Source organism: Stenotrophomonas sp. 05L413, assembly GCF_056397945.1.
The window spans coordinates 225,305-245,749 of the sequence record NZ_JBFTOL010000005.1; the positions used below are offsets into that span (position 1 = coordinate 225,305).

Annotated in this window: 20 protein-coding genes; 10 read left to right on the plus strand and 10 right to left on the minus strand. The window is 67.2% G+C overall.

Annotated features, from left to right (window positions below; genetic code table 11):
• The first annotated feature begins 47 nt into the window (after nt 1-47).
• Nucleotides 48-683 carry a superoxide dismutase family protein gene (locus AC1DIQ_RS12955; protein WP_121044480.1) on the plus strand — a complete coding sequence of 212 codons (636 nt, stop codon included), beginning with the start codon at nt 48-50 and terminating at the stop codon, nt 681-683.
• Nucleotides 684-786: 103 nt separating this feature from the next.
• Here the strand turns inward: AC1DIQ_RS12955 and AC1DIQ_RS12960 are convergent, their stop codons facing one another.
• Nucleotides 787-1,674, minus strand: coding sequence for a hypothetical protein (locus AC1DIQ_RS12960; RefSeq protein ID WP_478050178.1), 888 nt, complete (start codon nt 1,672-1,674; stop codon nt 787-789).
• Between the two features lie 92 nt (nt 1,675-1,766).
• On the opposite strand from AC1DIQ_RS12960, the gene AC1DIQ_RS12965 reads away from it, so the two are divergent.
• A complete protein-coding gene (locus AC1DIQ_RS12965) occupies nt 1,767-3,062 on the plus strand; it encodes an acetyl-CoA C-acetyltransferase (RefSeq protein WP_313219853.1) in 1,296 nt (431 codons plus the stop codon).
• A 176-nt stretch (nt 3,063-3,238) separates the two neighbouring features.
• Here AC1DIQ_RS12965 and AC1DIQ_RS12970 read toward each other — a convergent pair whose 3' ends face one another.
• From AC1DIQ_RS12970 to AC1DIQ_RS12980, 3 genes are all read right to left on the minus strand, one after another.
• The gene (locus tag AC1DIQ_RS12970) at nt 3,239-4,561 is read right to left on the minus strand and encodes a heme biosynthesis protein HemY (protein ID WP_461770848.1); all 1,323 of its coding nucleotides are present in this window, start codon (nt 4,559-4,561) and stop codon (nt 3,239-3,241) included.
• Between the two features lie 3 nt (nt 4,562-4,564).
• Nucleotides 4,565-5,542, minus strand: coding sequence for a uroporphyrinogen-III C-methyltransferase (locus AC1DIQ_RS12975; RefSeq protein ID WP_461770847.1), 978 nt, complete (start codon nt 5,540-5,542; stop codon nt 4,565-4,567).
• Nucleotides 5,543-5,650: 108 nt separating this feature from the next.
• A complete protein-coding gene (locus AC1DIQ_RS12980; RefSeq protein WP_461770846.1) occupies nt 5,651-6,427 on the minus strand; it encodes a uroporphyrinogen-III synthase in 777 nt (258 codons plus the stop codon).
• A gap of 43 nt (nt 6,428-6,470) precedes the next feature.
• Here AC1DIQ_RS12980 and AC1DIQ_RS12985 point away from each other — a divergent pair, with 43 nt between their 5' ends.
• The 5 genes from AC1DIQ_RS12985 (at nt 6,471) to AC1DIQ_RS13005 (ending at nt 9,587) form a co-directional block, all read left to right on the plus strand.
• Nucleotides 6,471-6,941 carry a YiiD C-terminal domain-containing protein gene (locus AC1DIQ_RS12985; RefSeq protein ID WP_026070058.1) on the plus strand — a complete coding sequence of 157 codons (471 nt, stop codon included), beginning with the start codon at nt 6,471-6,473 and terminating at the stop codon, nt 6,939-6,941.
• 30 nt (nt 6,942-6,971) lie between these two features.
• Nucleotides 6,972-7,406: a hypothetical protein gene (locus AC1DIQ_RS12990; protein ID WP_121044462.1), complete on the plus strand. Its 435-nt coding sequence runs from the start codon at nt 6,972-6,974 to the stop codon at nt 7,404-7,406.
• Between the two features lie 79 nt (nt 7,407-7,485).
• Nucleotides 7,486-7,923, plus strand: a complete 438-nt coding sequence (locus AC1DIQ_RS12995) for a rhodanese-like domain-containing protein (RefSeq protein WP_121044459.1) — start codon at nt 7,486-7,488, stop codon at nt 7,921-7,923.
• A gap of 105 nt (nt 7,924-8,028) precedes the next feature.
• The gene (gene secB / locus AC1DIQ_RS13000; RefSeq protein WP_019184891.1) at nt 8,029-8,544 is read left to right on the plus strand and encodes a protein-export chaperone SecB; all 516 of its coding nucleotides are present in this window, start codon (nt 8,029-8,031) and stop codon (nt 8,542-8,544) included.
• 17 nt (nt 8,545-8,561) lie between these two features.
• Nucleotides 8,562-9,587: an NAD(P)H-dependent glycerol-3-phosphate dehydrogenase gene (locus AC1DIQ_RS13005; protein WP_121044455.1), complete on the plus strand. Its 1,026-nt coding sequence runs from the start codon at nt 8,562-8,564 to the stop codon at nt 9,585-9,587.
• A 615-nt stretch (nt 9,588-10,202) separates the two neighbouring features.
• On the opposite strand, the gene AC1DIQ_RS13010 is transcribed toward AC1DIQ_RS13005, so the two are convergent.
• Nucleotides 10,203-10,775: an OmpO family porin gene (locus AC1DIQ_RS13010; protein ID WP_183073837.1), complete on the minus strand. Its 573-nt coding sequence runs from the start codon at nt 10,773-10,775 to the stop codon at nt 10,203-10,205.
• Nucleotides 10,776-11,053: 278 nt separating this feature from the next.
• Nucleotides 11,054-11,692 carry a response regulator gene (locus tag AC1DIQ_RS13015; RefSeq protein WP_121044447.1) on the minus strand — a complete coding sequence of 213 codons (639 nt, stop codon included), beginning with the start codon at nt 11,690-11,692 and terminating at the stop codon, nt 11,054-11,056.
• 74 nt (nt 11,693-11,766) lie between these two features.
• Here AC1DIQ_RS13015 and AC1DIQ_RS13020 point away from each other — a divergent pair, with 74 nt between their 5' ends.
• Nucleotides 11,767-15,327 (plus strand): ATP-binding protein, encoded by a 3,561-nt coding sequence (locus AC1DIQ_RS13020; RefSeq protein ID WP_478050179.1) that lies wholly within the window; start codon nt 11,767-11,769, stop codon nt 15,325-15,327.
• 15 nt (nt 15,328-15,342) lie between these two features.
• Here AC1DIQ_RS13020 and AC1DIQ_RS13025 read toward each other — a convergent pair whose 3' ends face one another.
• The 3 genes from AC1DIQ_RS13025 to AC1DIQ_RS13035 all read right to left on the minus strand — a co-directional run bounded on the left by AC1DIQ_RS13025 (nt 15,343) and on the right by AC1DIQ_RS13035 (nt 18,093).
• Entirely contained in the window at nt 15,343-15,732 is a 390-nt protein-coding gene (locus AC1DIQ_RS13025) for a c-type cytochrome (RefSeq protein WP_478050180.1), read from the minus strand.
• Nucleotides 15,733-15,830: 98 nt separating this feature from the next.
• A complete protein-coding gene (locus tag AC1DIQ_RS13030) occupies nt 15,831-17,507 on the minus strand; it encodes an electron transfer flavoprotein-ubiquinone oxidoreductase (protein ID WP_478050181.1) in 1,677 nt (558 codons plus the stop codon).
• Between the two features lie 232 nt (nt 17,508-17,739).
• Nucleotides 17,740-18,093, minus strand: coding sequence for a hypothetical protein (locus AC1DIQ_RS13035; protein ID WP_478050182.1), 354 nt, complete (start codon nt 18,091-18,093; stop codon nt 17,740-17,742).
• Nucleotides 18,094-18,308: 215 nt separating this feature from the next.
• On the opposite strand from AC1DIQ_RS13035, the gene AC1DIQ_RS13040 reads away from it, so the two are divergent.
• Together AC1DIQ_RS13040 and AC1DIQ_RS13045 are read left to right on the plus strand one after the other, a co-directional pair.
• Nucleotides 18,309-18,572, plus strand: a complete 264-nt coding sequence (locus AC1DIQ_RS13040; RefSeq protein ID WP_478050183.1) for a hypothetical protein — start codon at nt 18,309-18,311, stop codon at nt 18,570-18,572.
• A gap of 216 nt (nt 18,573-18,788) precedes the next feature.
• A complete protein-coding gene (locus AC1DIQ_RS13045) occupies nt 18,789-19,952 on the plus strand; it encodes an acyl-CoA dehydrogenase family protein (protein WP_121044431.1) in 1,164 nt (387 codons plus the stop codon).
• A 1-nt stretch (nt 19,953) separates the two neighbouring features.
• Here AC1DIQ_RS13045 and trmL read toward each other — a convergent pair whose 3' ends face one another.
• Entirely contained in the window at nt 19,954-20,433 is a 480-nt protein-coding gene (gene trmL / locus AC1DIQ_RS13050; protein WP_152154138.1) for a tRNA (uridine(34)/cytosine(34)/5-carboxymethylaminomethyluridine(34)-2'-O)-methyltransferase TrmL, read from the minus strand.
• Between the last annotated feature and the right edge of the window lie 12 nt (nt 20,434-20,445).

The window sequence follows — 20,445 nt, forward strand, 5'->3', positions numbered from 1 at the left end:
AGTCCCACGACGTCGTTTCTTCCAACGCTACCCGCAAGGAGATCCACATGCGCCTGATCCACACCACGCTGTTCGCTGCCATCGCCGCGCTCGGCCTGACCGCCTGCAACAAGCCGGCCGACACCACCCCGGAAGCCACCCCGGCTGCCGAAGCCACGGCGTCCCAGCCAACCGCTGAAGCGACCCCCGAGGCACCGCCGGCAATGACCAGCGAAGCCCATGCCAACCACACCGCCAGTGCCGACCTTGCTGCCACCCAGGGCAATGACGTCAAAGGCACCGTGACCTTCAGCGTCGTCGACGGCAAGGTCCACGTGAAGGGCCAGGTCAGCGGCCTGAAGCCAAACAGCGAGCATGGCTTCCACATCCATGAGAAGGGCGACTGCAGTGCGCCGGACGGCGCCAGCGCCGGTGGCCACTTCAATCCGGGCCAGGAAGACCATGGCAGCGTCGCCAGCGAGCCGCATCACGGTGGCGACATGCCCAACATCAAGGCCGACGCCCAGGGCAACGCCGTGGTCGATGCCCCGGTCTCGACCAACGTCAACATCGGCAAGGGCGATGGCTTCGACATCATCGGCCGCGGGCTGATCGTCCATGCCGACGCGGATGACTACAAGACCCAGCCGACCGGCAATGCCGGTGCACGCCTGGCGTGCGCGGTGATCAAAGCGGCCCCGTAATCCGGGCCGTGTTTGACGAAAAAACGCCGGCGAACGCCGGCGTTTTTTCTAAATAACGGGGACGGAGGTAGTTAAGCCGCCGGCTTAACTACCTCCGTCCCTATTAACGCGCCAGCAATTCGCGCGCGTCCTGCCCGGCCTCGCAATGCACGAACAGCACCGGCAGGCCGTGCGCTTCCAGCACGGCGGCCATCTGCCGCTGGCGGATCAGGTACTGGTCGTAGATGCCCTGCAGGCGATCACAGTCGCCGGTGCCGTGGCTGTAGTACGCGCACCAGCCGGCGGGATCGAACAGCGCCATACGCACTTCGCCATCAGCGTATCGAAGCAGCGGCTCCGGCGCGGCATCCAGCCACTCTTCCACGTGCGGTGCCATCAGCGCGGTTTCGATCAGCGGCCACAGAATCGCCAGGCCCTGGTTGTCGTACTGCATGGACATCATCGCGGCGAGGTCATTCACCGTGAAATAGCGGGCGTGCTCGATCTGCGCGCCGAAGGCGTTCTGCGCCTGCAGCGCGGTATCGGCCTGCGCCATGCCCTGGGCCAGCAGCAGCTCTTCCAGCGCCTCGGCCACGGCCTGGGTCTGGACGACTTCGGTGCCGGTCAGCAGGAACGGGACGACCCGCAGGCCGCCGCCGGTGAGGCTGGCATCGGCCTGGAACGGCAGCGGGACATCGCCGTCGGCGCCGGCACCAAAGGCCAGCACGCGCGGGCCCTGGTTGCGGCCCGGGGCGCGCATCTGCAGTTCTTCCAGGCGCCGGTGCACCGGCCAGCCCGGGCGCAGGATTTCCGCCGGATCGAAATGGGCGCCGGCGAACACGAAGTCCAGCCCGCTGACGCCGGGCACCAGCTTGGCCAGATCGCGGCCGACGCGTTCGGCCAGTTCACCAGCCTGTTCGGAGGACAGCGCGGCATGGCGCGGGGCGTCGCCGCCGGCCAGTTCCAATGCCAGTACGCCAATGGCATTCATGCCGTGGTCGGGTTTGCTCATGGTTTCACGGTTGGCCCATCACAGGGCGGCAGCTACACTTGACCCCATTATGCCTGCTCCTTCGTGCAGGCCATGTTGCAGACACCCCTCCCATGCCAGGTATCTCCATGCCCAACGCCCGTCCCGTCGCCATCCTCGGCGGCGTCCGCATTCCGTTCTGTCGCCAGAACACGGCTTATTCGGACGTCGGCAACCTCGGCATGTCGGTGCGCACCCTCGGTGCGCTGGTCGAACGCTTCGGCCTGCACGGCCAGCAGTTGGGCGAAGTGGCGATGGGCGCGGTGATCAAGCACTCCAGCGACTGGAACCTCGGCCGCGAAGCCACGCTGTCCTCGGGCCTGTCCCCGCTGACCCCGGGCATCACCATGCAGCGCGCCTGCGGCACCTCGCTGGATACGATCATCGCGGTGGCCAACAAGATCGCGCTGGGCCAGATCGATTCGGGCATCGGCGGCGGCTCGGATACCACCTCCGATGTGCCGATCGTCTACGGCAAGAAGCTGCGCGCGCGTCTGCTGGCGGCCAACCGCGCCAAGAGCACCGGCGACAAGCTCAAGGCGCTGACCCGCGGCTTCAAGCTGAGCGAACTCAAGCCGGAATTCCCGGGCGTGGCCGAGCCGCGCACCGGCAAAAGCATGGGCGACCACTGCGAAGACATGGCCAAGGAGTGGAACATCTCCCGCGACTCGCAGGACGAGTGGGCTGTGTCCTCGCACAAGAAGCTGGCCGCCGCCTATGAGCGCGGGTTCTTCACCGATCTGATCGCGCCGTTCCGCGGCGTGGAGCGCGACAACATCCTGCGCGCCGACACTTCGCTGGAAAAGCTGGCCACGCTGAAGCCGGCCTTCGACAAGGTCTCCGGGCGCGGCACGCTGACCGCCGCCAACTCCACCCCGCTCACCGATGGTGCCTCGGCGGTGCTGCTGGCCAGCGAAGAATGGGCGCGCGCGCACGGCCATGAGCCGCTGGCCTACCTGCGTGATTCGCAGGTGGCCGCGGTGGATTTCGTGCACGGCGAAGGCCTGCTGATGGCACCGACCATCGCCGTGCCGGAGATGCTCAAGCGCAACGGCCTGACCCTGCAGGATTTCGACCTCTACGAAATCCACGAAGCGTTCGCCGCGCAGGTGCTGTGCACGCTGCGCGCGTGGGAAAGCGAAGACTACTGCCGCAACCGCCTCGGCCTGGATGCGCCGCTGGGCAAGATCGACCCGGCCAAGATCAATCCGCTGGGCTCCTCGCTGGCCACCGGCCACCCGTTCGCCGCCACCGGTGCCCGCGTGATCGCCACGGCGGCCAAGCAGCTGGCCGAGCGCGGCGGCGGCCGCGCGCTGGTCTCGATCTGCACCGCCGGTGGCATGGGCGTGGTGGCGATCGTCGAGCGCTGATCGCCCTGCGGCAGTGAACGAAGAAGGCCGCCCAAGGGCGGCCTTCTTTTTTGTATCTGGCGGAGGTGTGCACCCTTCGGCTCTGGTAGTGCCGGCCGCTGGCCGGCTCCTCAAATCCTCTCCGGGACTCCGCATTGCCGGCCAGCGGCCGGCACTACCGGGTGCCGCGTCGCACGTTACGGCAGACGTGGATTGCCGAACTCGTCGCGTTCCACGTGCAGGCGATCCTGCACCGGGGCCGGTTCGCCCATCAGCGATTGCTCTTCGATGGTGGCGCGTTCGGGCACGATCGGGTCCAGTGGCGTGGTGGTCGATGCACGGGCCAGCGCCACGCTGTCATCCCCACGCTGCTGGCGCAGGGCATTGGCGAAGCACTGCGAGGCCAGCGCGGTCTCGCCGCGATCCAGGAACACCTCGCCCAACGCTTCCCACGCGGCCGGGCCGGCGCCGGCGGCAATCGCGCGGTGCAGGTAATCCTCGGCCAGCGTGTGCTGGCGCTGACGGGCGGCAATGCGGCCCAGCGCCAGCAGCAATGCGGGGCTGGCGGGCTGCGTGGTCAACCAGCGTTGCAGGTTGGCCTGGCGCGTGGCCAGCTTTTCGACCGGCATCTGGCCGTAAAGCGTCACCACCGATTCGTCCCAGCGCGTGTCCAGGGCCTGTTCGAGGTTGAGCAGGGCCGGTTCGTCCCAGTCCAGTGCCACTGCGCGCAGCGCATAGGCGGAGACGACATCGGGATCGCTGCGCAATGCCTTCGGCGTGGCTTCCCACTGGGCGGCCAGCGCGTTGACGTCAGCGGCTTCCAGCAGCGACTGTGCGGCCAGGCGGATTTCCAGCTCGGCCACAGCCGCATCCGGCAGGACCTTCTGCTTGCGCAGTGCGCCCAGCTGGCCATAGGCCTCATGCGCGCGATCGGCACGTGCCAGCGCTTCGGTGCGAAGCCACAGGCCACGCGGCGGCAGCGGCTGGATCGCGGCAACGTCCAGCACGTTGATCGCATCGACCGGGCGTTCCTGTGCCAGCAGGCGTTCGGCCAGCAGCAGGGCATGGCTGGTGGCATCTTCGGTGGCCAGGCGCTGCAGGTACTGGTTCACCGCCGCATCGTCATCGCGCGCCTGCGCACTGCGCACGGCGGTGACCAAGGCGACCGCGCTTACTTCCTTGTCCTCAGCGGCGCTGGTCAGCAGCTTTTCCGCGCGCTGCCAGTGGCCCTGTTCGTGGGCCTGCAGGCCTTCGGTCAGGCGGGCGCGGCCCTGCTTGCGGCGGTAGCGGCCCCAAGCGCGGAACGGCGAGGCCAGCAGACTCCACAGCAGCCACAGCACCAGCACCCCGACCAGCACCATCAGCGCGACCTGGGGCACGGTGGAGCGGTAGTCGGTGCCGCCGTAGCGGTAGATCACTTCGCCGAACTGGCGCAGCTGTTCGGTGCCGAGCCACTGTGAGGCGATCACGCCCAAGGCCACGGCCAGGAGCAGGACCACCAGAGATTGAAAGGGCTTCATCGATTATCTCCCGTTACGCATCGAGCGCAGTTGCTGCAGGGTGCTGCCCAGTTCGGGCAGCGATGGACGCAGCTCGCAGGCGCGTAGTTGCTGCAGTTCAGCACGTTGCTCGCGCAGAGCAGGTGAATCCGGCCACAGCCGCGGCAACCACAGTGCAACGCGGTCCAACGCCTGGAGATACCCGGACTGATCGCCGCGCTCCACCGCTGCCCGCGCCAAGGTCAGTTCCAGCTGCAGCGAATCCCACGCGGCCACGCGGTCGGCTTCGGTCAGCGGGCCCTGCAGGCGGGTGGGGGTGATGGTCACGAACGGCGCCAGCACTTGGTGCCACCATGGCGTGCCGGCAGTCGTATCGGCCGGGGCGTCGATCTGTTCGGGCAGGGTGGTCAGGGCCTGGGCGAACCGGCCCAACCGTGCCTGGGTCTGCGCGCGCACTCCGGGGCCGAGCGCCTCCACCGCATTGCGCTCCTGCATCAATGCCTGCCGCAGGTTCAGATACTCGTTGCCCTGCACGTCGTCCAGCGAGGCGGACGCCAACGCGTACAGGCGCTTGGCGCCCTCGACGTCATCGGCATAGGCCAGCCGCTGCCCGGCCTGGCTCAGCAGCAGCTCGGCTTCTTCCAGCTGCAGTGCCTGCGCGCCGTGGCGGGTGCTGTCGGCCAGCTTGGCCAGGTTCTGTTCGAGCAGCGCATTGCGCTGGCTCAGGCCGAGCATTTCATCGCGCAGCACGCGGTTGGTGGCGGCGGCGTCCTGCACGCGCTGGGAGGTCGAACGCTGGTCGCGGCGCAGTGCTTCCACGCTGTCCAGCAGGCCCTGCACCTGCAGTTGGTCGTTCTCTTCGCGCAGTCGTTCCTGCGCCTGTCGCGATTGCCACTGCGCCCAGCCCCACGCGCCGCCGCCGGCCAACACGACGAGCGCCGTGATCGGCACGATCCAGCGCAGGGGGCGGCTCGGAGAGGGGGGCGAAACAGGGTCATTCATACGGGCATCCTTGTCGCGCGCGCCGGGCAATCCGCTTGGCTGGCGAGCGACGTGGCACACAGCATCGCCCGCCGCCCAAGGCCCTGCAAGACCGCCCCGGCTCCCTGTTCAGGAAGATGCGGGCGCGATGAGCGCGGCGTGTGCAGCCGCGACCAACTGTGCCGGCAACGGCCCGGCTGCGACCCGTACCTGCCCGAAGCCTGCGGCGCGCGCCTGTGCGGCCAGCCGCTCGCTGGCGGCCACCACGGTGGCGGCGCGCAGTGGTGCCTGCAGATCGTGGGGTAACTGCACCAGCAACAGCGCCAGGGCCTCGCCGCTGCTCAGTGCCAGCACCCAGGGCATGGCCGCGCGGCGCAGGCGCTGCAGGGCGCGCGGGGCCAGCGGCAGCGGCTGGCGCGCATACACGTTGGCGCGCAGCAGTTGGGCACCGCGTTGCTCAAGGGTCTGCGCGATCACCCCGCGACCGCCCGGGGCGGTAACCAGGCCCGCGCGCAGGCCGTGCAGGTCAGCCAATGCCGGCAACGCAAGCAGGCCCTCGCTGTCCATCCGTGCCGGTGCGGCGATGTCCTGCGCGCCCTGGCGGTGCAGCGCCGCCGCCGTGCCGGCGCCCACGGCAAGCCACTGCCCCGGGTGGGGCGCGGCCAGATCCACCAGGCGCGCGGCGGCCTGCACCGCGGCAGGGCTGCTGAAGACCACGCGCTCGGCCGCCAGCGCGGCGGTGAGGTCGGCGTGGGTGGCAGCATCGCGCTGGGCCTGCAGCGCCCACGGCGACAGCGCGATGAGGTGGGCGCCAGCCGCCTTCGCCGCACGGCGCAGCGGCGCATGCTGGCCACGCGGGCGCAGCGAGATCAGGGTCCAGGGCGCGACTTTCGTTTCGGTGTTCATTGCGGGCATTATGCGAGCCCTTCGATGTGACGTGATCAGCCAGATGTCCGCAACCGATTCCCTGCCGGCGCAATTGTCTGCGCTGCAGCATGTCCTGGATGCCATGCCGCCGGTGGCGGCCATGCAGATCCGGGTCCACGACTACCGCGATGGCGTCCTGCACATCCACGCTCCGCTGGCAGCCAACGTCAACGACAAAGGCAATGCCTTCGGCGGCAGCCTGGCCTCGGCGCTGACCCTGTCCGGATGGGCGCTGGTGACCCTGCGCCTGCGCCTGGCCGGGTTCGATGCGGATGTCTACGTGGCCGACAGCCATATCCGCTACCTCGCCCCGGTCTATGGCGATCTGCACGCACAGGCCCAGGCCGATGCGGAAACCGACTGGGACAGCTTCCTGGCCACCTTCGCCCAGCGCGGCAAGGCCCGCATCAGCCTCACCGCCCGCCAGCCGGGCGAAGGCGACAAGGCCGCCGCGGAACTGAGCGGCCGTTTCGTGGCCTTCGCCAGGCGGTAGGATGGGCGCCTTGCCTATTGGGGAATTCGCATGCGCCGTACGCTTCAGATCCTGCTGATCGCCTTGTTCGCGCTGACCAGCGTGAGCGCACTGGCCGCCGAGCAGAAGACCACCAGGAAGCAGCGCAAGGAACTGGAGGAGACCCAGGTCAAGTACGACGCCACGATGCGCTGGGGCACCGTCGAGGACGCGCTGCCCTACCTGGATCCCGACTATGCCCGCGCCCACCCGATGACCGACCTGGAACTGCGCCGCTTCGAGCAGGTGAAGATCTCCAGCTATCGCGCCGGCGACAACGTGCCGTTGCCCGATGGCCGGGTCGGGCGCAACGCTGAGGTGCGGGTGATCAACAACAACACCCAGTCCGAGCGGACGGTACGGGTCCGGGAGATCTGGCGCTGGGACGCCGAGGGCAAGCGCTGGCTCCAGGCCAACGGCCTGCCGGACCTCTGGCAGGAACGCTGACCCCCCGCCCGCACGGGGCTGGACGCCGATTCGCCCGCATGTGCGACAATCGGCGCCCGCTTATCGACCCGTGATCTTAGTGAATTACGAAGAGTTGCTGGCCTTTGCCGGCCGAAACCCGATGTTGTCGATGGCCCTGGTCGGCCTGACCGTGGCCATCATCGTGACCGAAGTCCGCCGCCTGTTCCGCGGCTTCAAGTCGCTCAAGCCAGCGGAACTGACCCAGCTGATGAATGCCGGTGGCGCCATCGTGGTCGATCTGTCTTCGAGCAGCGATTTCGAGAAGGGCCATATCGCGGGCAGCCGCAACGTGCAGCCGGCGCAGTTCGGTCCGGAGCACAAGCTGGTCGCCAAGGCCCAGCAGAGCCCGGTGGTGCTGGTGTGCCGCAGTGGCAATGCCTCCGAGACGGCCGCCAAGGCGCTCAAGAAGGCCGGTTTCACCCAGGTCAACGTGCTCGACGGTGGCATCCCGGCGTGGCAGCAGGCCGAGTTGCCGCTGGTCAAGGGCCGCAACTGATCCCCCTCGGATGGCAGCGCACGCCTTGTGCGCGGCCCACAGCGCCCCCATCGCAGGGCATGTAACAATCCGTTTTTACAGCATTCATTTTTGGAGCAACAGGAAATGTCCGAAGAGAACACCAACGGCGCCGTCGCGCCGGTCGACGCCGCTACCGGTCCCTCGTTCACCGTCGAGAAGATCTACGTCAAGGACGTTTCGTTCGAATCGCCGAACGCTCCGGCCGTCTTCAATGACGCCGTGCAGCCGGAACTGCAGCTCAACCTGAACCAGCGCGTGCAGCGCCTGGGCGAGAGCGCCTTCGAAGTCGTGCTGGCCGTGACCCTGACCTGCAAGGCCGGCGAGAAGACCGCCTACGTGGCCGAAGTGCAGCAGGCCGGCGTGTTCGGCCTGGTCGGCCTGGACCCGCAGTCGATCGACGTGCTGCTCGGCACCCAGTGCCCGAACATCCTGTTCCCGTACGTGCGTTCGCTGGTGAGCGAGCTGATCCAGGCCGGCGGCTTCCCGCCGTTCTTCCTGCAGCCGATCAACTTCGAAGGCCTGTACGCCGAAACCCTGCGCCAGCGTCAGGAACAGGGCGAGACCTCGCTCGCCGATTCCGAGCCGGCCGGCAACGCCTGATCGGCGCTGCAGTACGGATGAGCAACCACGCAGACAAAATCGCGGTTCTCGGCGCCGGCTCCTGGGGCACCGCCCTGGCGAGCCTGCTCGCGCGGCATGGTCATCCGACCGTGCTGTGGGGGCGCGATGCGGCGATGGTCGAGGCCATCGACCAGCGCCACGAGAACACCCGTTATCTGCCGGGCATTCCGCTGCCCGAGTCGCTGCGCGCGACCACCGATCTGGCCGCTGCCGTCAAGGACGCTGCCTGGATCCTGGTGGTGGTGCCCTCGCATGCCTTCGGTGAAACCGTGCGTGCGCTGGCACCGTTGCGGCCGGCCGATGCCGGCGTGGCCTGGGCGACCAAGGGCTTCGAACCAGGCTCCGGTCGGTTCCTGCACGAAGTGGCGCGTGAGGTCCTTGGGCCGGACGTGCCGCTGGCGGTGGTGACCGGTCCGTCGTTCGCCAAGGAAGTCACCCAGGGCCTGCCGACCGCGATCACCGTGCACGGTGACGCGCCGGACTTCGCCCAGCAGGTGGCCGATGCCATGCACGGTCCGGCGTTCCGCGCCTACACCGGCGATGACATGGTCGGTGCCGAGCTCGGCGGTGCGATGAAGAACGTGCTGGCCGTCGCCACCGGCGTCGCCGATGGCATGCAGCTGGGCCTCAATGCCCGTGCCGGCCTGATCACCCGTGGCCTCAACGAAATGCTGCGGCTGGCCGCGGCGATCGGTGCCAAGCCGGAAACCCTGATGGGGTTGGCCGGTCTGGGCGATCTGGTGCTGACCTGCACCGGCGATCTGTCACGCAACCGACGCCTGGGCCTGGCCCTGGGCCGCGGCCAGACGTTGACCGATGCGGTGCGTGAGATCGGCCAGGTGGTGGAATCGGTGCAGACTGCCGATGAGGTGATGCGCCAGGCGCGGCGTCACGGCATCGACCTGCCGATCTCTGATCGGGTGCGCGCGGTGCTGCACGGTGAGCAGACGCCGGAAGAGGGATTGCGTGCGCTGTTGGCACGCGAACAGAAGCCGGAGTATCCGGACACGCTGTTCAAGTGATGCACGAAAAACCCCGGCAAGCGCCGGGGTTTTTTTTGGTTCTTCTTCCATCCGCGTTGCAGGCATGAAGCGCGCTATGAGCCTCTTCAGGCGTGGCGGTGGATGGGTCGGGCGCTGGGCCGCGATGGCCTTGCCGGCGAATGTCCCCCGGCGTCGACCTGCGGCCGCCGCCTCCTCCTTTATTTCGCCCACAAGGCCATCGCGACCCACGTATCCAGACCACTTGGCGCCGACAGAAAGGCACGGTCTCCCGCACGCCTGACGCACGCTGAGTCCCCTATCGGCGGGTAGGTCCCTGGGCAAAATCAAGGAGGAGGCCGTCGCCGTCAGGCGTCGGCCGGGGGACATTTGCCAAGGGGCCTGCCCGCCGATAGGGGACCCTTACGCTCGCGGTAGACCTGAGCGGAGACAGCACCCGATCCACAATGCCCCTGAACTACCTGGTCACCGCCAGAACGAAACAACCCGGCGCAGGGCCGGGTTGTTTCGTGGCGTACCGACGAGGGTGTCGCCAGGTGCTGCATATAAGTGAAGCCCGGCGTGAGCCGGGCTTCATGGCGCAGGGGAGAGAGACCGCGCCATCCAACAACGTACCGCGGTATTGCGTCGTGCGTATTACCAGGTGAAGCGCGGACCGACGAACCATTCCTTGTCGCCGCCCTTGGCCAGCTTCACTTCGCCGGCCAGGCCCCAGTTCTGGTTGAGCTTGGCCTGGGCGCCGACGCGGCCGTAGAACTCGCCGTCCGGGTTGATGCCGTGCTTCTTGGTGTAATCCTCGTAACCGGCCATCACGTAGCCTTCGAAGTTCGGGGTGAACGCGCTGCGCACGCCGACTTCGGTCGAGTAGCCGTTGAAGTCCAGACCGTGCTTCGGATCGAACTTCTGGTACGCAACGCGGGCGACCAGATCGGTGGTCGGGGCGATGCCGTAGTTGTAGCCGACACCGACCTTCCACTGATCCACATCATTGCTGCCGCGCTTGGTTTCCTGCGCGTTGTAGTCACCGAAGACGTGGAAGTTCGGCGCCACGGCGACCGAGCCCTTCACCGCCCAACCGTCGGCGTCGCCGCCCTTGGCATCGGTGTTCACGTAGCCGCCTTCAACATAGTTGTACGACAGGCCATCGGTTGCCGAAGCAGCGAACGGCAGTGCAGCGAGCAGACCCAGGGCAAGCAGGGAAGTCTTCATCATCGGGGACACCTTTGTATTTTTTGGTTTTGTCCGCCAGCAGAGGGGAGGGAGATCGCTGCTGGCGACAGGTGTGAATTATCCGTTAGTCACCCCAATTAGCCCTGAATATCAAACTGAGCAGTACATAAATGCGGCCACATTCCGGGGAACTCTTCATGCGCGATCTGTTAGATGCGCGCGCAACACATCAGGCACGACGCAGCGCCATTGAAAGGGCGGTGTGGATCGCGCGTGCAGTGACGCAAGCAGAGGTGCCGTCCGCAGGACGGCGGCGATCAGCGTTCGCCGTCGCGCAGGTAATCGAACAGCTCGGCATCCCCCTTCAGACCGAGCTTCAACATCGCATCGCCCTTCTGGCGGCTGATGGTGCTCACGCTCTTGTGCAGATGCATGGCGATCTCTTTGACCGTCATGCCGCTGCCGAGCAGGCGCAGTACTTCGACTTCGCGCGGCGATAGCGGCTTGGCCTCGCCTTCTTCCACGCTGTTCGTGCCGATCGCGTCAATGCGCTCTTTCAGTGTGAGGCTGACGTAGGCCATGCCGCGCTGCACGGTCTGGATCGCCAGCGGCAACTCGTCCATCGACGAGGTCTTGTCGACCAGGCCGAGCACACCCGTGGCGACCACCATGCGCAGGATCGCCAGGTTGTTGGAGACGCTGAGCATCAGCACCGGCAACGTGGGGAAACGCCGGCGGATCATGGCGATCATCGCAAAGCCATCGGCCTGCTGGCCGCCGGGCATGGAGTAATCGGTGACCAGGACATCGCACGGGTGATCGGACAGCGCGGCCATCAATTCGGCGACAGTACTGGCCTCGGCCACCACCTGGCCAACGCCGCTGGATTCGATCACGGCCTTCGTGCCGATCCGTACGACCGGATGGTCGTCGGCAATGATAATGCGCAGGGTCATGGACTAGTATTGCCTGTAAGGCAGCCGTCGGGCCGTGCCGGGGTGGGGACAACATTCTACGGAGATCAGGCAGCATGCGTATCCGCGTCGTTCGCTGGCTGGTGCTGCTCGTGCTTGCAATGGCAGCGGGCGTGTCGGTATCGGCCGCCAACCCCCTCGCCTTGTCGCCCCGGCAGAGCGAGTGGCTTGGCAAGCACCCTACCATCATCCTGGGTATGTACGACAGCGGCTGGCCGCCGTTCGAATCCTTGCACGAGGGCAAGCCGGTCGGCCTGGGCTATGACTACCTGAGCCTGCTCACGCAGCAGCTGGGTGTGCAGGTGAAGGTGCGGATGTACCGCGACTGGACCGAGGTGCTGGATGCAGCATGCCGCGGCGAAGTTGATGTGGTGATGAACATCACCCTTACCGCCGACCGCACCCGCTGCATGGTCTATACCCGTCCCTACGCCGATGCGCCGCTGGCGCTGGTCGGTCGCCCCGGTGATACCCGGGCCTCGGCCGATCCGGACCTGCGCGGGCTGCGTGTGGTCACCGAGCGCGAGTTCGTCACCAGCGAAGAAGTCCGCGCGCGCTTTCCCGTTGCCCGCCGCGTGATCGCTGCAAACACCACGGCCGCGCTGGCCATGGTCGGCAAGGGCGAAGCCGATGTGTATATCGGCAATGCCTATGTAGCCACGTCGCTGATCGCCGAGCGAGGGCTCACCGATGTCGCGTTGCTGCGCCCCAGCGACCTGCCGCCGGAGCGTCTGCACTTCGGGGTGCCCAACGCCAAGCAACCCTTGGCCGAAGCGCTGGATCTGGGGTTGGCGGCGCTGGCGGACACCGAACGCGCGCGCCTGAAGCGGCGTTGGCTGCAGACGCCGGAATGGTCGGCGCAGTCGCAGATGATCCTGGGCAATGCCGAAAAGCGTGTATTGGCGACACCACTGCGGCTGGCATTCGCGCCGAATGCGGCACCGCTGGCGTTCATCGACGGCGCCGACCAGCCCAGTGGCGTGGCGGCCGAATACCTGCGCCTGCTGCGGAACGTGGGTGCCCAGCTCACCCGCGTGCCAGCGCATGACTGGTTCGAGGCGCGCGAACAACTGCGCCGTGGCGAGGTCGATGCCATCATGGGCATCCCCAATGACTCCACGTACCTGGGTGACGACTGGGTATTCAGCCAGCCCTTCATCACTGTGCCCAACGTGATCGTGACCGCCAGCGGCAGCCGGTCGGTGCTCGGCATCGGCGATCTGGACGGGCGCAGCATCCTGCTGACCGACCCGGACCGGTTGCGGGGCTACATCCTGCAGCAGGCGCCGAACGCCCGCATCGTGCCGGCGCGCAGCACCGAACTGGCCTTGGCCCGGCTGGCGCATGGCGATGCCGATGCCTACATCGGCAATCTGGCCATCGTCGACCGGATCGTGCGCGAGCGCTATCCCGCGCAACTCCACGTTGCCGCACCCGCTGGCTTCAGTGATCGGTTGTCGCTGGCGGTCAAACGACGGTACGCGCCACTGGCGACCACGTTCGACCGCATGCTGGTCAACATGAGCGCGCGTGAGCACGAGGCGATCCGCAGTGACTGGCTCTCGGCCGAATACCGCAGTGACCTGGACTGGCGCGGCATTGCGCGCTGGGCGGTGCCGCTGGCGCTGGTCCTGTTGACGGCGCTGCTGGTGCACGGCTGGGGATACTGGCGGTTGCGCAATGAAGTGGCGATGCGCCGGCGGGTCGAGCAGCGCTTGGCCGAAGTCACCGACAACCTGCCGGCGATCGTCTACCAGGGCCGGCGCGAGCGCGATGGCCGCTTGTCGCTGCCGTATATCGCCGGCGACACGGACGCCCTGTTCGGGGTCACCGCAGCCGAGGCCATGGCTGACGAAAGCGCCTTGATGGACCGCATCGACGAGCGCGACCGCCCCGGTGTGCGCCAGGCCATGGAACGCGCCGCGCGCGACTTCACTCCGTTGGACATGGAGTTCCGCACCTCCCCACATGGCACGCTGCACTGGGTGCGCGCGCGCGCGCTGCCTTACGATGCCGAAGACGGCGCGCTGCTGTGGAGCGGCTACTGGGTCGATGTCACCGAGGCGCGCGCGCAGGCCGATGCGCTTGCGTTGGCCAAGGCCGCGGCCGAGCGCGCCACCGCTGCCAAATCCGAGTTCCTGGCCACGATGAGCCATGAGATCCGCACGCCGATGTCCGGGGTACTCGGCATGGTCGAGGTGCTCTCGCACACCGCGCTGGATGGGGAACAGCGCCGCATCATCAGCGTGATCGAAGACTCGGCGCAGATGCTGCGGCAGATCCTCGATGACCTGCTGGACTACTCCAAGATCGAGGCTGGCGCGCTGACGCTGCAGGCACATCCGGTGGCGCTGCGCGCATTGCTCGGCAACGTGCAGCAGCTGCTTGCACCGCAGGCAGTGGCCAAGGGACTGGACCTGCAGATCCAGATCGACGACGACGTCGCGGCCATGCATCTGGCGGACGGTATGCGCCTGCGCCAGATCGCGTTCAACCTGCTCAGCAACGCTATCAAGTTCACCCACGCCGGTGAGGTCGACATCGCACTGACGGTGCTCGGCATCGATAGCGATGGCGCGCAGCAGCTGCGGCTGACGGTGCGCGATACCGGCATCGGCATTTCGCCGGCGCAGCGCGAGCATCTGTTCGCCCCGTTCGCGCAGGCCGATGCAGCGACCAGCCGCCAGTACGGGGGCACCGGCCTGGGCCTGAGCATCTGCCAGCGCCTGGTCGCCCTGATGCACGGCACGCTCACGCTGCACAGCGTGCCCGGCGAGGGGACCTGCGTGGAGGTGCTGCTGACGGTACCCACGGTGCCGGTGGACGAACAGCCCGGCGCGGCGGAAGACCAGGCGCAGAGGCTGCCGGTGCCGGCAGCGCTGCTGCAGCGGCGGGTACTGATCGTCGAGGACCATCCCACCAACCAGGCACTGATGGGCTGGCGCATGCAGCAGCTCGGTCTGCCGCACGTGCTGGCCGAGAACGGCGAACAGGCGTTGGCGCTGCTCGCGCGGACCCGTTTCGATCTGGTCCTCACCGATTGCCGGATGCCGGTCATGGACGGCTATGCCATGACCCGGCGTATCCGTGAGCAGGAGCGCGACCGCGGCACCGCCCGGTTGCCGGTGATCGCGCTCACCGCCAGCGCGATGGAGGACGATCTGCAACGCTGCCGCGAGGCCGGCATGGATGATCTATTGGCCAAACCGGTGGCGCTGGCCGCCTTGCGCCAGGCACTGCTGCAGTGGTTGCCGGACGCGCCAGCTGCTGCGGATGTACAAGGCAGCCTCCCTGCGCCGCCCGACCGGGCCGCGCTCACGCGCCGGTTTGGATCGGCGCACGTGGCCGCGGTGTTGATCGAAAGCCTGTGCAGCGCCTCCGAGGAGGATCTGGTGCAACTGCAGGAGGCCCTGCACGAGCGTACGGCACCGGCGCTCGTGGATGTACTGCACCGGCTGGTGGGCGGGTTGGCCACGCTGGGGGCGGATGCCTTGGTGGTGGAGGCGCGCCATCTGATGGACAGCATCGACGACGACGGCGTGGCGGCGCATGCCGAGGCGGTCGGTGCGTTCGATGCGGCGTTGCGTGCCTACCTGGAACAGCTGCAGGCGTCCTGACCGGTTCCGTGGCGATCAGCGCTGCTGCTGCAGGTACTCGATCACCTGGCGCCGGCGCTCCGGGTCGGCGGTGGTATTGACCATGCGGGTGCCCGGCACCACATGCGTGGGCGAGCGCAGGAACGCATCCAGGGTCAGCTCGTTCCAGGTCAGCCCGGCCTCGCGCATCGCGTTGGAGTACGGGTAGCCGGTGACACTGCCGGCGCGCCGGCCGATCACCCCGTGCAGGTTCGGGCCGAAGCGGTGCACGCCGCCGGGGCTGACCGTGTGGCAGCCGGCGCAGATCGCGAACGCGCGCTGCAGCTCCTGCTGATGGGCCTGCTCGGGCGTCTGCGGTGCGCGCGAACACGCCGCCAGCAGCAGGCAGGCCAGTAACGGCAACGTCGATCGGAAAGCAGGGGCCATGGCGCAGCGGTCACGTCCAACAGGACGCTCAGGATAGCGAGCGCGGCGGTGACTGCCGCGCCCGATGACCTGCGACCGGTGGTCGCAGGCCGCGTCGATCACATGCCCGAATAGTTTGGGCCGCCACCGCCCTGCGGGGTCACCCAGACGATGTTCTGGGTGGGGTCCTTGATGTCGCAGGTCTTGCAGTGCACGCAGTTCTGCGCATTGATCTGCAACTGTTCGTGCCCGTCGCTGCCGACGAACTCGTACACGCCCGCCGGGCAGTAACGCGCTTCCGGCCCGGCGTATTCGCTCAGGTTGATCCGCACCGGCACACTGGCATCCTTGAGCGTCAGGTGGCTGGGCTGGTCTTCGGCGTGGTTGGTGCTGCTCAGGAACACCGAGCTGAGGCGGTCGAAAGTGAGCACGCCATCGGGCTTGGGATAATGGATCTTCGCGTGTTTCGACGCCGGCTCCAGGCAGGCGTGGTCCGGGGTGCTGTGGCGCAGCGTCCACGGCGGGTTGCGGATGCCCAGCTTGGGCAGCAGCCACTGTTCGATGCCGGTCATCAGCGTGGCCACGGTCTGGCCCTTCTTGAACCACTGCTTGAAGTTCTTGGCCTGCTGCAGCTCGGCATGCAGCCAGCTGCTCTCGAATGCCTGCGGATAGGCGCTCAACTCATCGTGCTGGCGATCGGCGGCGAGCGCATCGAAGGCCGCATCGGCGGCGAGCATGCCGGTCTTGATCGCGGCGTGGCTGCCCTTGATCCGGCTGACGTTGAGGTAGCCGGCCTCGCAGCCGACCAGCGCGCCACCGGGGAACACCGTCCTGGGCAGCGACATCAGGCCACCGGCGGTGATCGCACGCGCGCCGTAGCCGATGCGCTTGCCCCCTTCCAGGTGCTTGCGGATGTCCGGGTGCGTCTTGAAGCGCTGGAACTCTTCGAACGGGCTCAGCCACGGATTCTTGTAGTCCAGGCCGACCACATAGCCGATCGAGACCTTGCCACCCTCGGCGTGGTACAGGAACGCGCCACCGTAGGTGTCGTTGTCCAGCGGCCAGCCGGCGGCGTGCACCACCAAGCCCGGTTCGTGCTTGGCCGGATCGATCTGCCACAGTTCCTTGATGCCGATGCCGTAGGCCTGCGGATCCTTGTCGGCATCGAGCTGGAAGCGGGCGATCAGCTGGCGGCCGAGATGGCCGCGCGAGCCTTCGGCGAAGATCGTGTACTTGGCGTGCAGCGCCATGCCGCGCTCGAATGCCGGGCCCGGCTGGCCGTTCTTCTCGATGCCCATGTCGCCGGTGGCCACGCCGATCACCGCGCCATCATCGCTGTACAGCACTTCCGCCGCCGGGAAGCCGGGGAAGATCGCCACCTCCAGCGCCTCGGCCTGCTGCGCCAGCCAGCGGGTGACCTCGCCCAGGCTGACGATGTAGTTGCCTTCGTTGTGGAAGCACTCCGGCAGCAGCGCGTTGGGCGTGCTGCGCGATCCGGACTCGGTGAGGAACAGGAATTCGTCGCGGGTGACCTTCTGCTTCAGCGGTGCGCCGCGCTCGGCCCAGTCCGGGAACAGTTCGGTCAACGCGCGTGGGTCCATCACCGCGCCGGAGAGGATGTGCGCGCCGGGTTCGGACCCCTTTTCCAGGATGCAGACCGACAGCTCGCGGCCAGCCTCGATGGCGCGCTGGCGCAGCCGGATCGCCGTGGCCAGGCCCGCAGGGCCGCCACCGACGATCACCACATCGAATTCCATCACTTCACGCGGGGGCAGGACGTTGATTTCTTCGCTCATGGGGCTGCGTAACTCTTGGGTAGTGCCGCGGGTTGAACGGCGGCGGTTGCCTGGGAATCGCCCGTGTCACGTCACGGCGAAACGGTGGATCAATGCGCCAGAGTACCGGTCCTTCCCGTTCACGCCTAGGCAGCAGCCTCGCCATGGCACGCAAAGCTCGCCGCGGACGGTGGGTTGCTGCGATGCAGCATTGGTGACGGCCGCGCAGGGATCACGCCTCCTCAGGCGGCCATCACAACGGTGCGTTGCTTTGATCCTCGTCACGATAGGTGAAGGGCGCTGCGACACCTGCGCGCAGATCCACCCTGACGATGGGGACCCATCGGCCCGTCTTGTCGCGGAACCGTGATTGCAATGATCGTGCGGAACTGCGGGGCGTATCGGTGGCCCCGTCGTACGGAAACACGCAACGAACCCCCAATGGATACCCCGAGTGGCCCGACATGTCCGCGATGAATCCACCCTGCGTGCGATACGCCCATACTTCCTCGATGTTGAGGTCGGCACGAAGGTAGGAGAATGCCACGCCATCGCGCCGCGCTTGACCTTCAGTGGGCTCCCAGCGGCGCGCGGCACGCAGCATCACCCCGCTGCACCGATACGCCGGTAATCCCTGGGCGCATTCACCGACCCATGCCTACCGTGCCGCGCACAAGCGATAGGCCGACCAACTGCAACAGCACCTATCGATCAGTTCAAATGCGGCAGGCACCGGGAAGTGAGCGCTGCGTGCCTGAACGTTGCGTTGGAAATGGCCACCTTGATGCAGCTCCGCTTCGGAGCGAATATCAGGATCGCAACATGAACATGATCGCCTGCTGTGTCGGTGCCTCCTTGGCGCTGGCAGGACTGCTCGGTGCCAAGCCCGCCCAGGCGTACCCGGTCGGCTTGCCTGCAGCCATCAGCAGTAGTGCCGAGCTCCAGAGCTATTGGTGCTGGGGCGCGAGCCCAGGTAATCCGCAACGTTACGTGATGGCCACGTCGGTAACAGAGGCCCGATGGATCTATGCGGCGGACGTGGGCATCCCGCCCAGGCAGGCCAACTGCCGCCGACAGGATCCGTAATCCGGCCACAGCGCCCGACATCGCCACGCTCCGGGCACGCACACGTTCGTATCTGGCCGGGGCGTGGCCATAAGGGATCAGGACATCCCGGCGATCGGGTGGCCGGCTGGATCGGCGCCCGGATGGAGCAGGCAGCTCCTGCTGCGCCAGCCCTTGGCCCCTACCTGCACAACGCCCACAATGGGGGCCTGTTCCACCGCCACCTGCCGGGATGCCATGTCACTCAATCCGTTCGATCTGTTCGATATCCGTTCGCTGCTGAGCGAGGAGGAGCGCGCGGTGCAGGCGACGGTGGCGCGCTTCACTGATACCCGGGTGCTGCCGATCATCGGCGATGCATTTGATGAAGGCCGCTTTCCCGACGAACTGATCCCCGAGATCGCTGCACTGGGTCTGCTCGGCTCCAGCCTGCCCGAACAGTACGGCGGCGGCGGACTGAACGCGGTGAGCTACGGCTTGATCTGCCAGGAACTGGAGCGCGGCGATTCGGGGCTGCGCAGTTTCGTCTCGGTACAGAGCTCGCTGTGCATGTACCCGATCTACGCCTACGGCAGCGAAGAACAGCGCGTGCGCTGGTTGCCGGACATGGCCACCGGCAAGGTCATCGGCTGCTTCGGCCTGACCGAGGCGCATGGCGGCTCCGATCCGGCGGCGATGAAGACCCGCGCGGTGCGCGACGGCGGCGACTGGCTGATCAACGGCAGCAAGATGTGGATCACCAGTGGGCCGGTGGCGGACATCGCGATCATCTGGGCGCATACCGAAGACGGCATCCAGGGCTTCGTGCTCGAGAAAGGCATGCCCGGCTTCAGCACGCAGGAGATCAAGCACAAGATGAGCCTGCGCGCCTCGCTCACCGGTGCGCTGTTCTTCGACAATGTGCGCGTGCCCGACCGTAACCGGCTGCCTAACGTGCAGGGCCTGAAAGGCCCACTGGGCTGCTTGAACCAGGCACGCTACGGCATCAGCTGGGGCCCGATCGGTGCCGCGGTGGCGTGCCTGGATGAAGCGCTGGCCTACACCAAGCAGCGGGTGCTGTTCGGCCGGCCGGTGGCGGCCACGCAGAGTGCGCAGATCAAGCTGGCCGACATGGCGCGCCGGATCACCACCGCGCAGTTGCTGGCATTGCAGCTGGGGCGCCTGAAGGATGCCGGCCAGCTGCAGCCGCAGCAGGTAAGCCTGGCCAAATGGAACAATTGCCGCATGGCCATCGACATCGCGCGCGAGTGCCGTGATCTGCTCGGTGGCGCGGGCATCACCACCGAACATGTGGCGATCCGGCATGCACTCAATCTGGAATCGGTGATCACCTACGAGGGCACCGAGACCGTGCACCAGCTGGTGATCGGGCGGGAGCTGACGGGCATCAACGCTTTTTGAGTCATTGCCCGCCGGCAAACCCGTTCTGGCGCCACGCCTCGTACATCACCACCGCAACGGTGTTGGACAGATTGAGGCTGCGGTTGCCCGGTTGCATCGGCAGGCGCAGGCGGCGGCCGTGGGGCAGGCTGTCGAGCAGGTCCTGGGGCAGGCCGCGGGTTTCCGGGCCGAACAGGAAGGCATCGCCATCTTCAAATTGCTGGGTGTCGTAACGCACGCTGCCGCGGGTACTCAGCGCGAACAGGCGTTTGGGCGCAATCACCTGCAGGGCGGTCTCAAGATCAGGATGGACCTGCAGTCGGGCGTATTCGTGATAGTCCAGGCCGGCGCGCTTGAGCTGCTTGTCGCTCAGGTCGAAACCGAGCGGCTCGATCAGGTGCAGCCGCGCGCCGGTGTTGGCGCAGAGGCGGATCACATTGCCGGTGTTCGGCGGGATTTCGGGTTGGAACAGAACGACATGGAACGTGGGCGTGGCAGTCATCGGCGAAGTGTA

Coding starts and splice junctions, on each gene's coding strand:
- AC1DIQ_RS12955 (WP_121044480.1), top strand. CDS start 48: ATGCGCCTGATCCACACCACGCTGTTCGCTGCCATCGCCGCGCTCGGC.
- AC1DIQ_RS12960 (WP_478050178.1), bottom strand. CDS start 1,674: ATGAGCAAACCCGACCACGGCATGAATGCCATTGGCGTACTGGCATTG.
- AC1DIQ_RS12965 (WP_313219853.1), top strand. CDS start 1,767: ATGCCAGGTATCTCCATGCCCAACGCCCGTCCCGTCGCCATCCTCGGC.
- AC1DIQ_RS12970 (WP_461770848.1), bottom strand. CDS start 4,561: ATGAAGCCCTTTCAATCTCTGGTGGTCCTGCTCCTGGCCGTGGCCTTG.
- AC1DIQ_RS12975 (WP_461770847.1), bottom strand. CDS start 5,542: ATGAATGACCCTGTTTCGCCCCCCTCTCCGAGCCGCCCCCTGCGCTGG.
- AC1DIQ_RS12980 (WP_461770846.1), bottom strand. CDS start 6,427: ATGAACACCGAAACGAAAGTCGCGCCCTGGACCCTGATCTCGCTGCGC.
- AC1DIQ_RS12985 (WP_026070058.1), top strand. CDS start 6,471: ATGTCCGCAACCGATTCCCTGCCGGCGCAATTGTCTGCGCTGCAGCAT.
- AC1DIQ_RS12990 (WP_121044462.1), top strand. CDS start 6,972: ATGCGCCGTACGCTTCAGATCCTGCTGATCGCCTTGTTCGCGCTGACC.
- secB (WP_019184891.1), top strand. CDS start 8,029: ATGTCCGAAGAGAACACCAACGGCGCCGTCGCGCCGGTCGACGCCGCT.
- AC1DIQ_RS13005 (WP_121044455.1), top strand. CDS start 8,562: ATGAGCAACCACGCAGACAAAATCGCGGTTCTCGGCGCCGGCTCCTGG.
- AC1DIQ_RS13010 (WP_183073837.1), bottom strand. CDS start 10,775: ATGAAGACTTCCCTGCTTGCCCTGGGTCTGCTCGCTGCACTGCCGTTC.
- AC1DIQ_RS13015 (WP_121044447.1), bottom strand. CDS start 11,692: ATGACCCTGCGCATTATCATTGCCGACGACCATCCGGTCGTACGGATC.
- AC1DIQ_RS13020 (WP_478050179.1), top strand. CDS start 11,767: ATGCGTATCCGCGTCGTTCGCTGGCTGGTGCTGCTCGTGCTTGCAATG.
- AC1DIQ_RS13025 (WP_478050180.1), bottom strand. CDS start 15,732: ATGGCCCCTGCTTTCCGATCGACGTTGCCGTTACTGGCCTGCCTGCTG.
- AC1DIQ_RS13030 (WP_478050181.1), bottom strand. CDS start 17,507: ATGAGCGAAGAAATCAACGTCCTGCCCCCGCGTGAAGTGATGGAATTC.
- AC1DIQ_RS13040 (WP_478050183.1), top strand. CDS start 18,309: ATGAACATGATCGCCTGCTGTGTCGGTGCCTCCTTGGCGCTGGCAGGA.
- AC1DIQ_RS13045 (WP_121044431.1), top strand. CDS start 18,789: ATGTCACTCAATCCGTTCGATCTGTTCGATATCCGTTCGCTGCTGAGC.
- trmL (WP_152154138.1), bottom strand. CDS start 20,433: ATGACTGCCACGCCCACGTTCCATGTCGTTCTGTTCCAACCCGAAATC.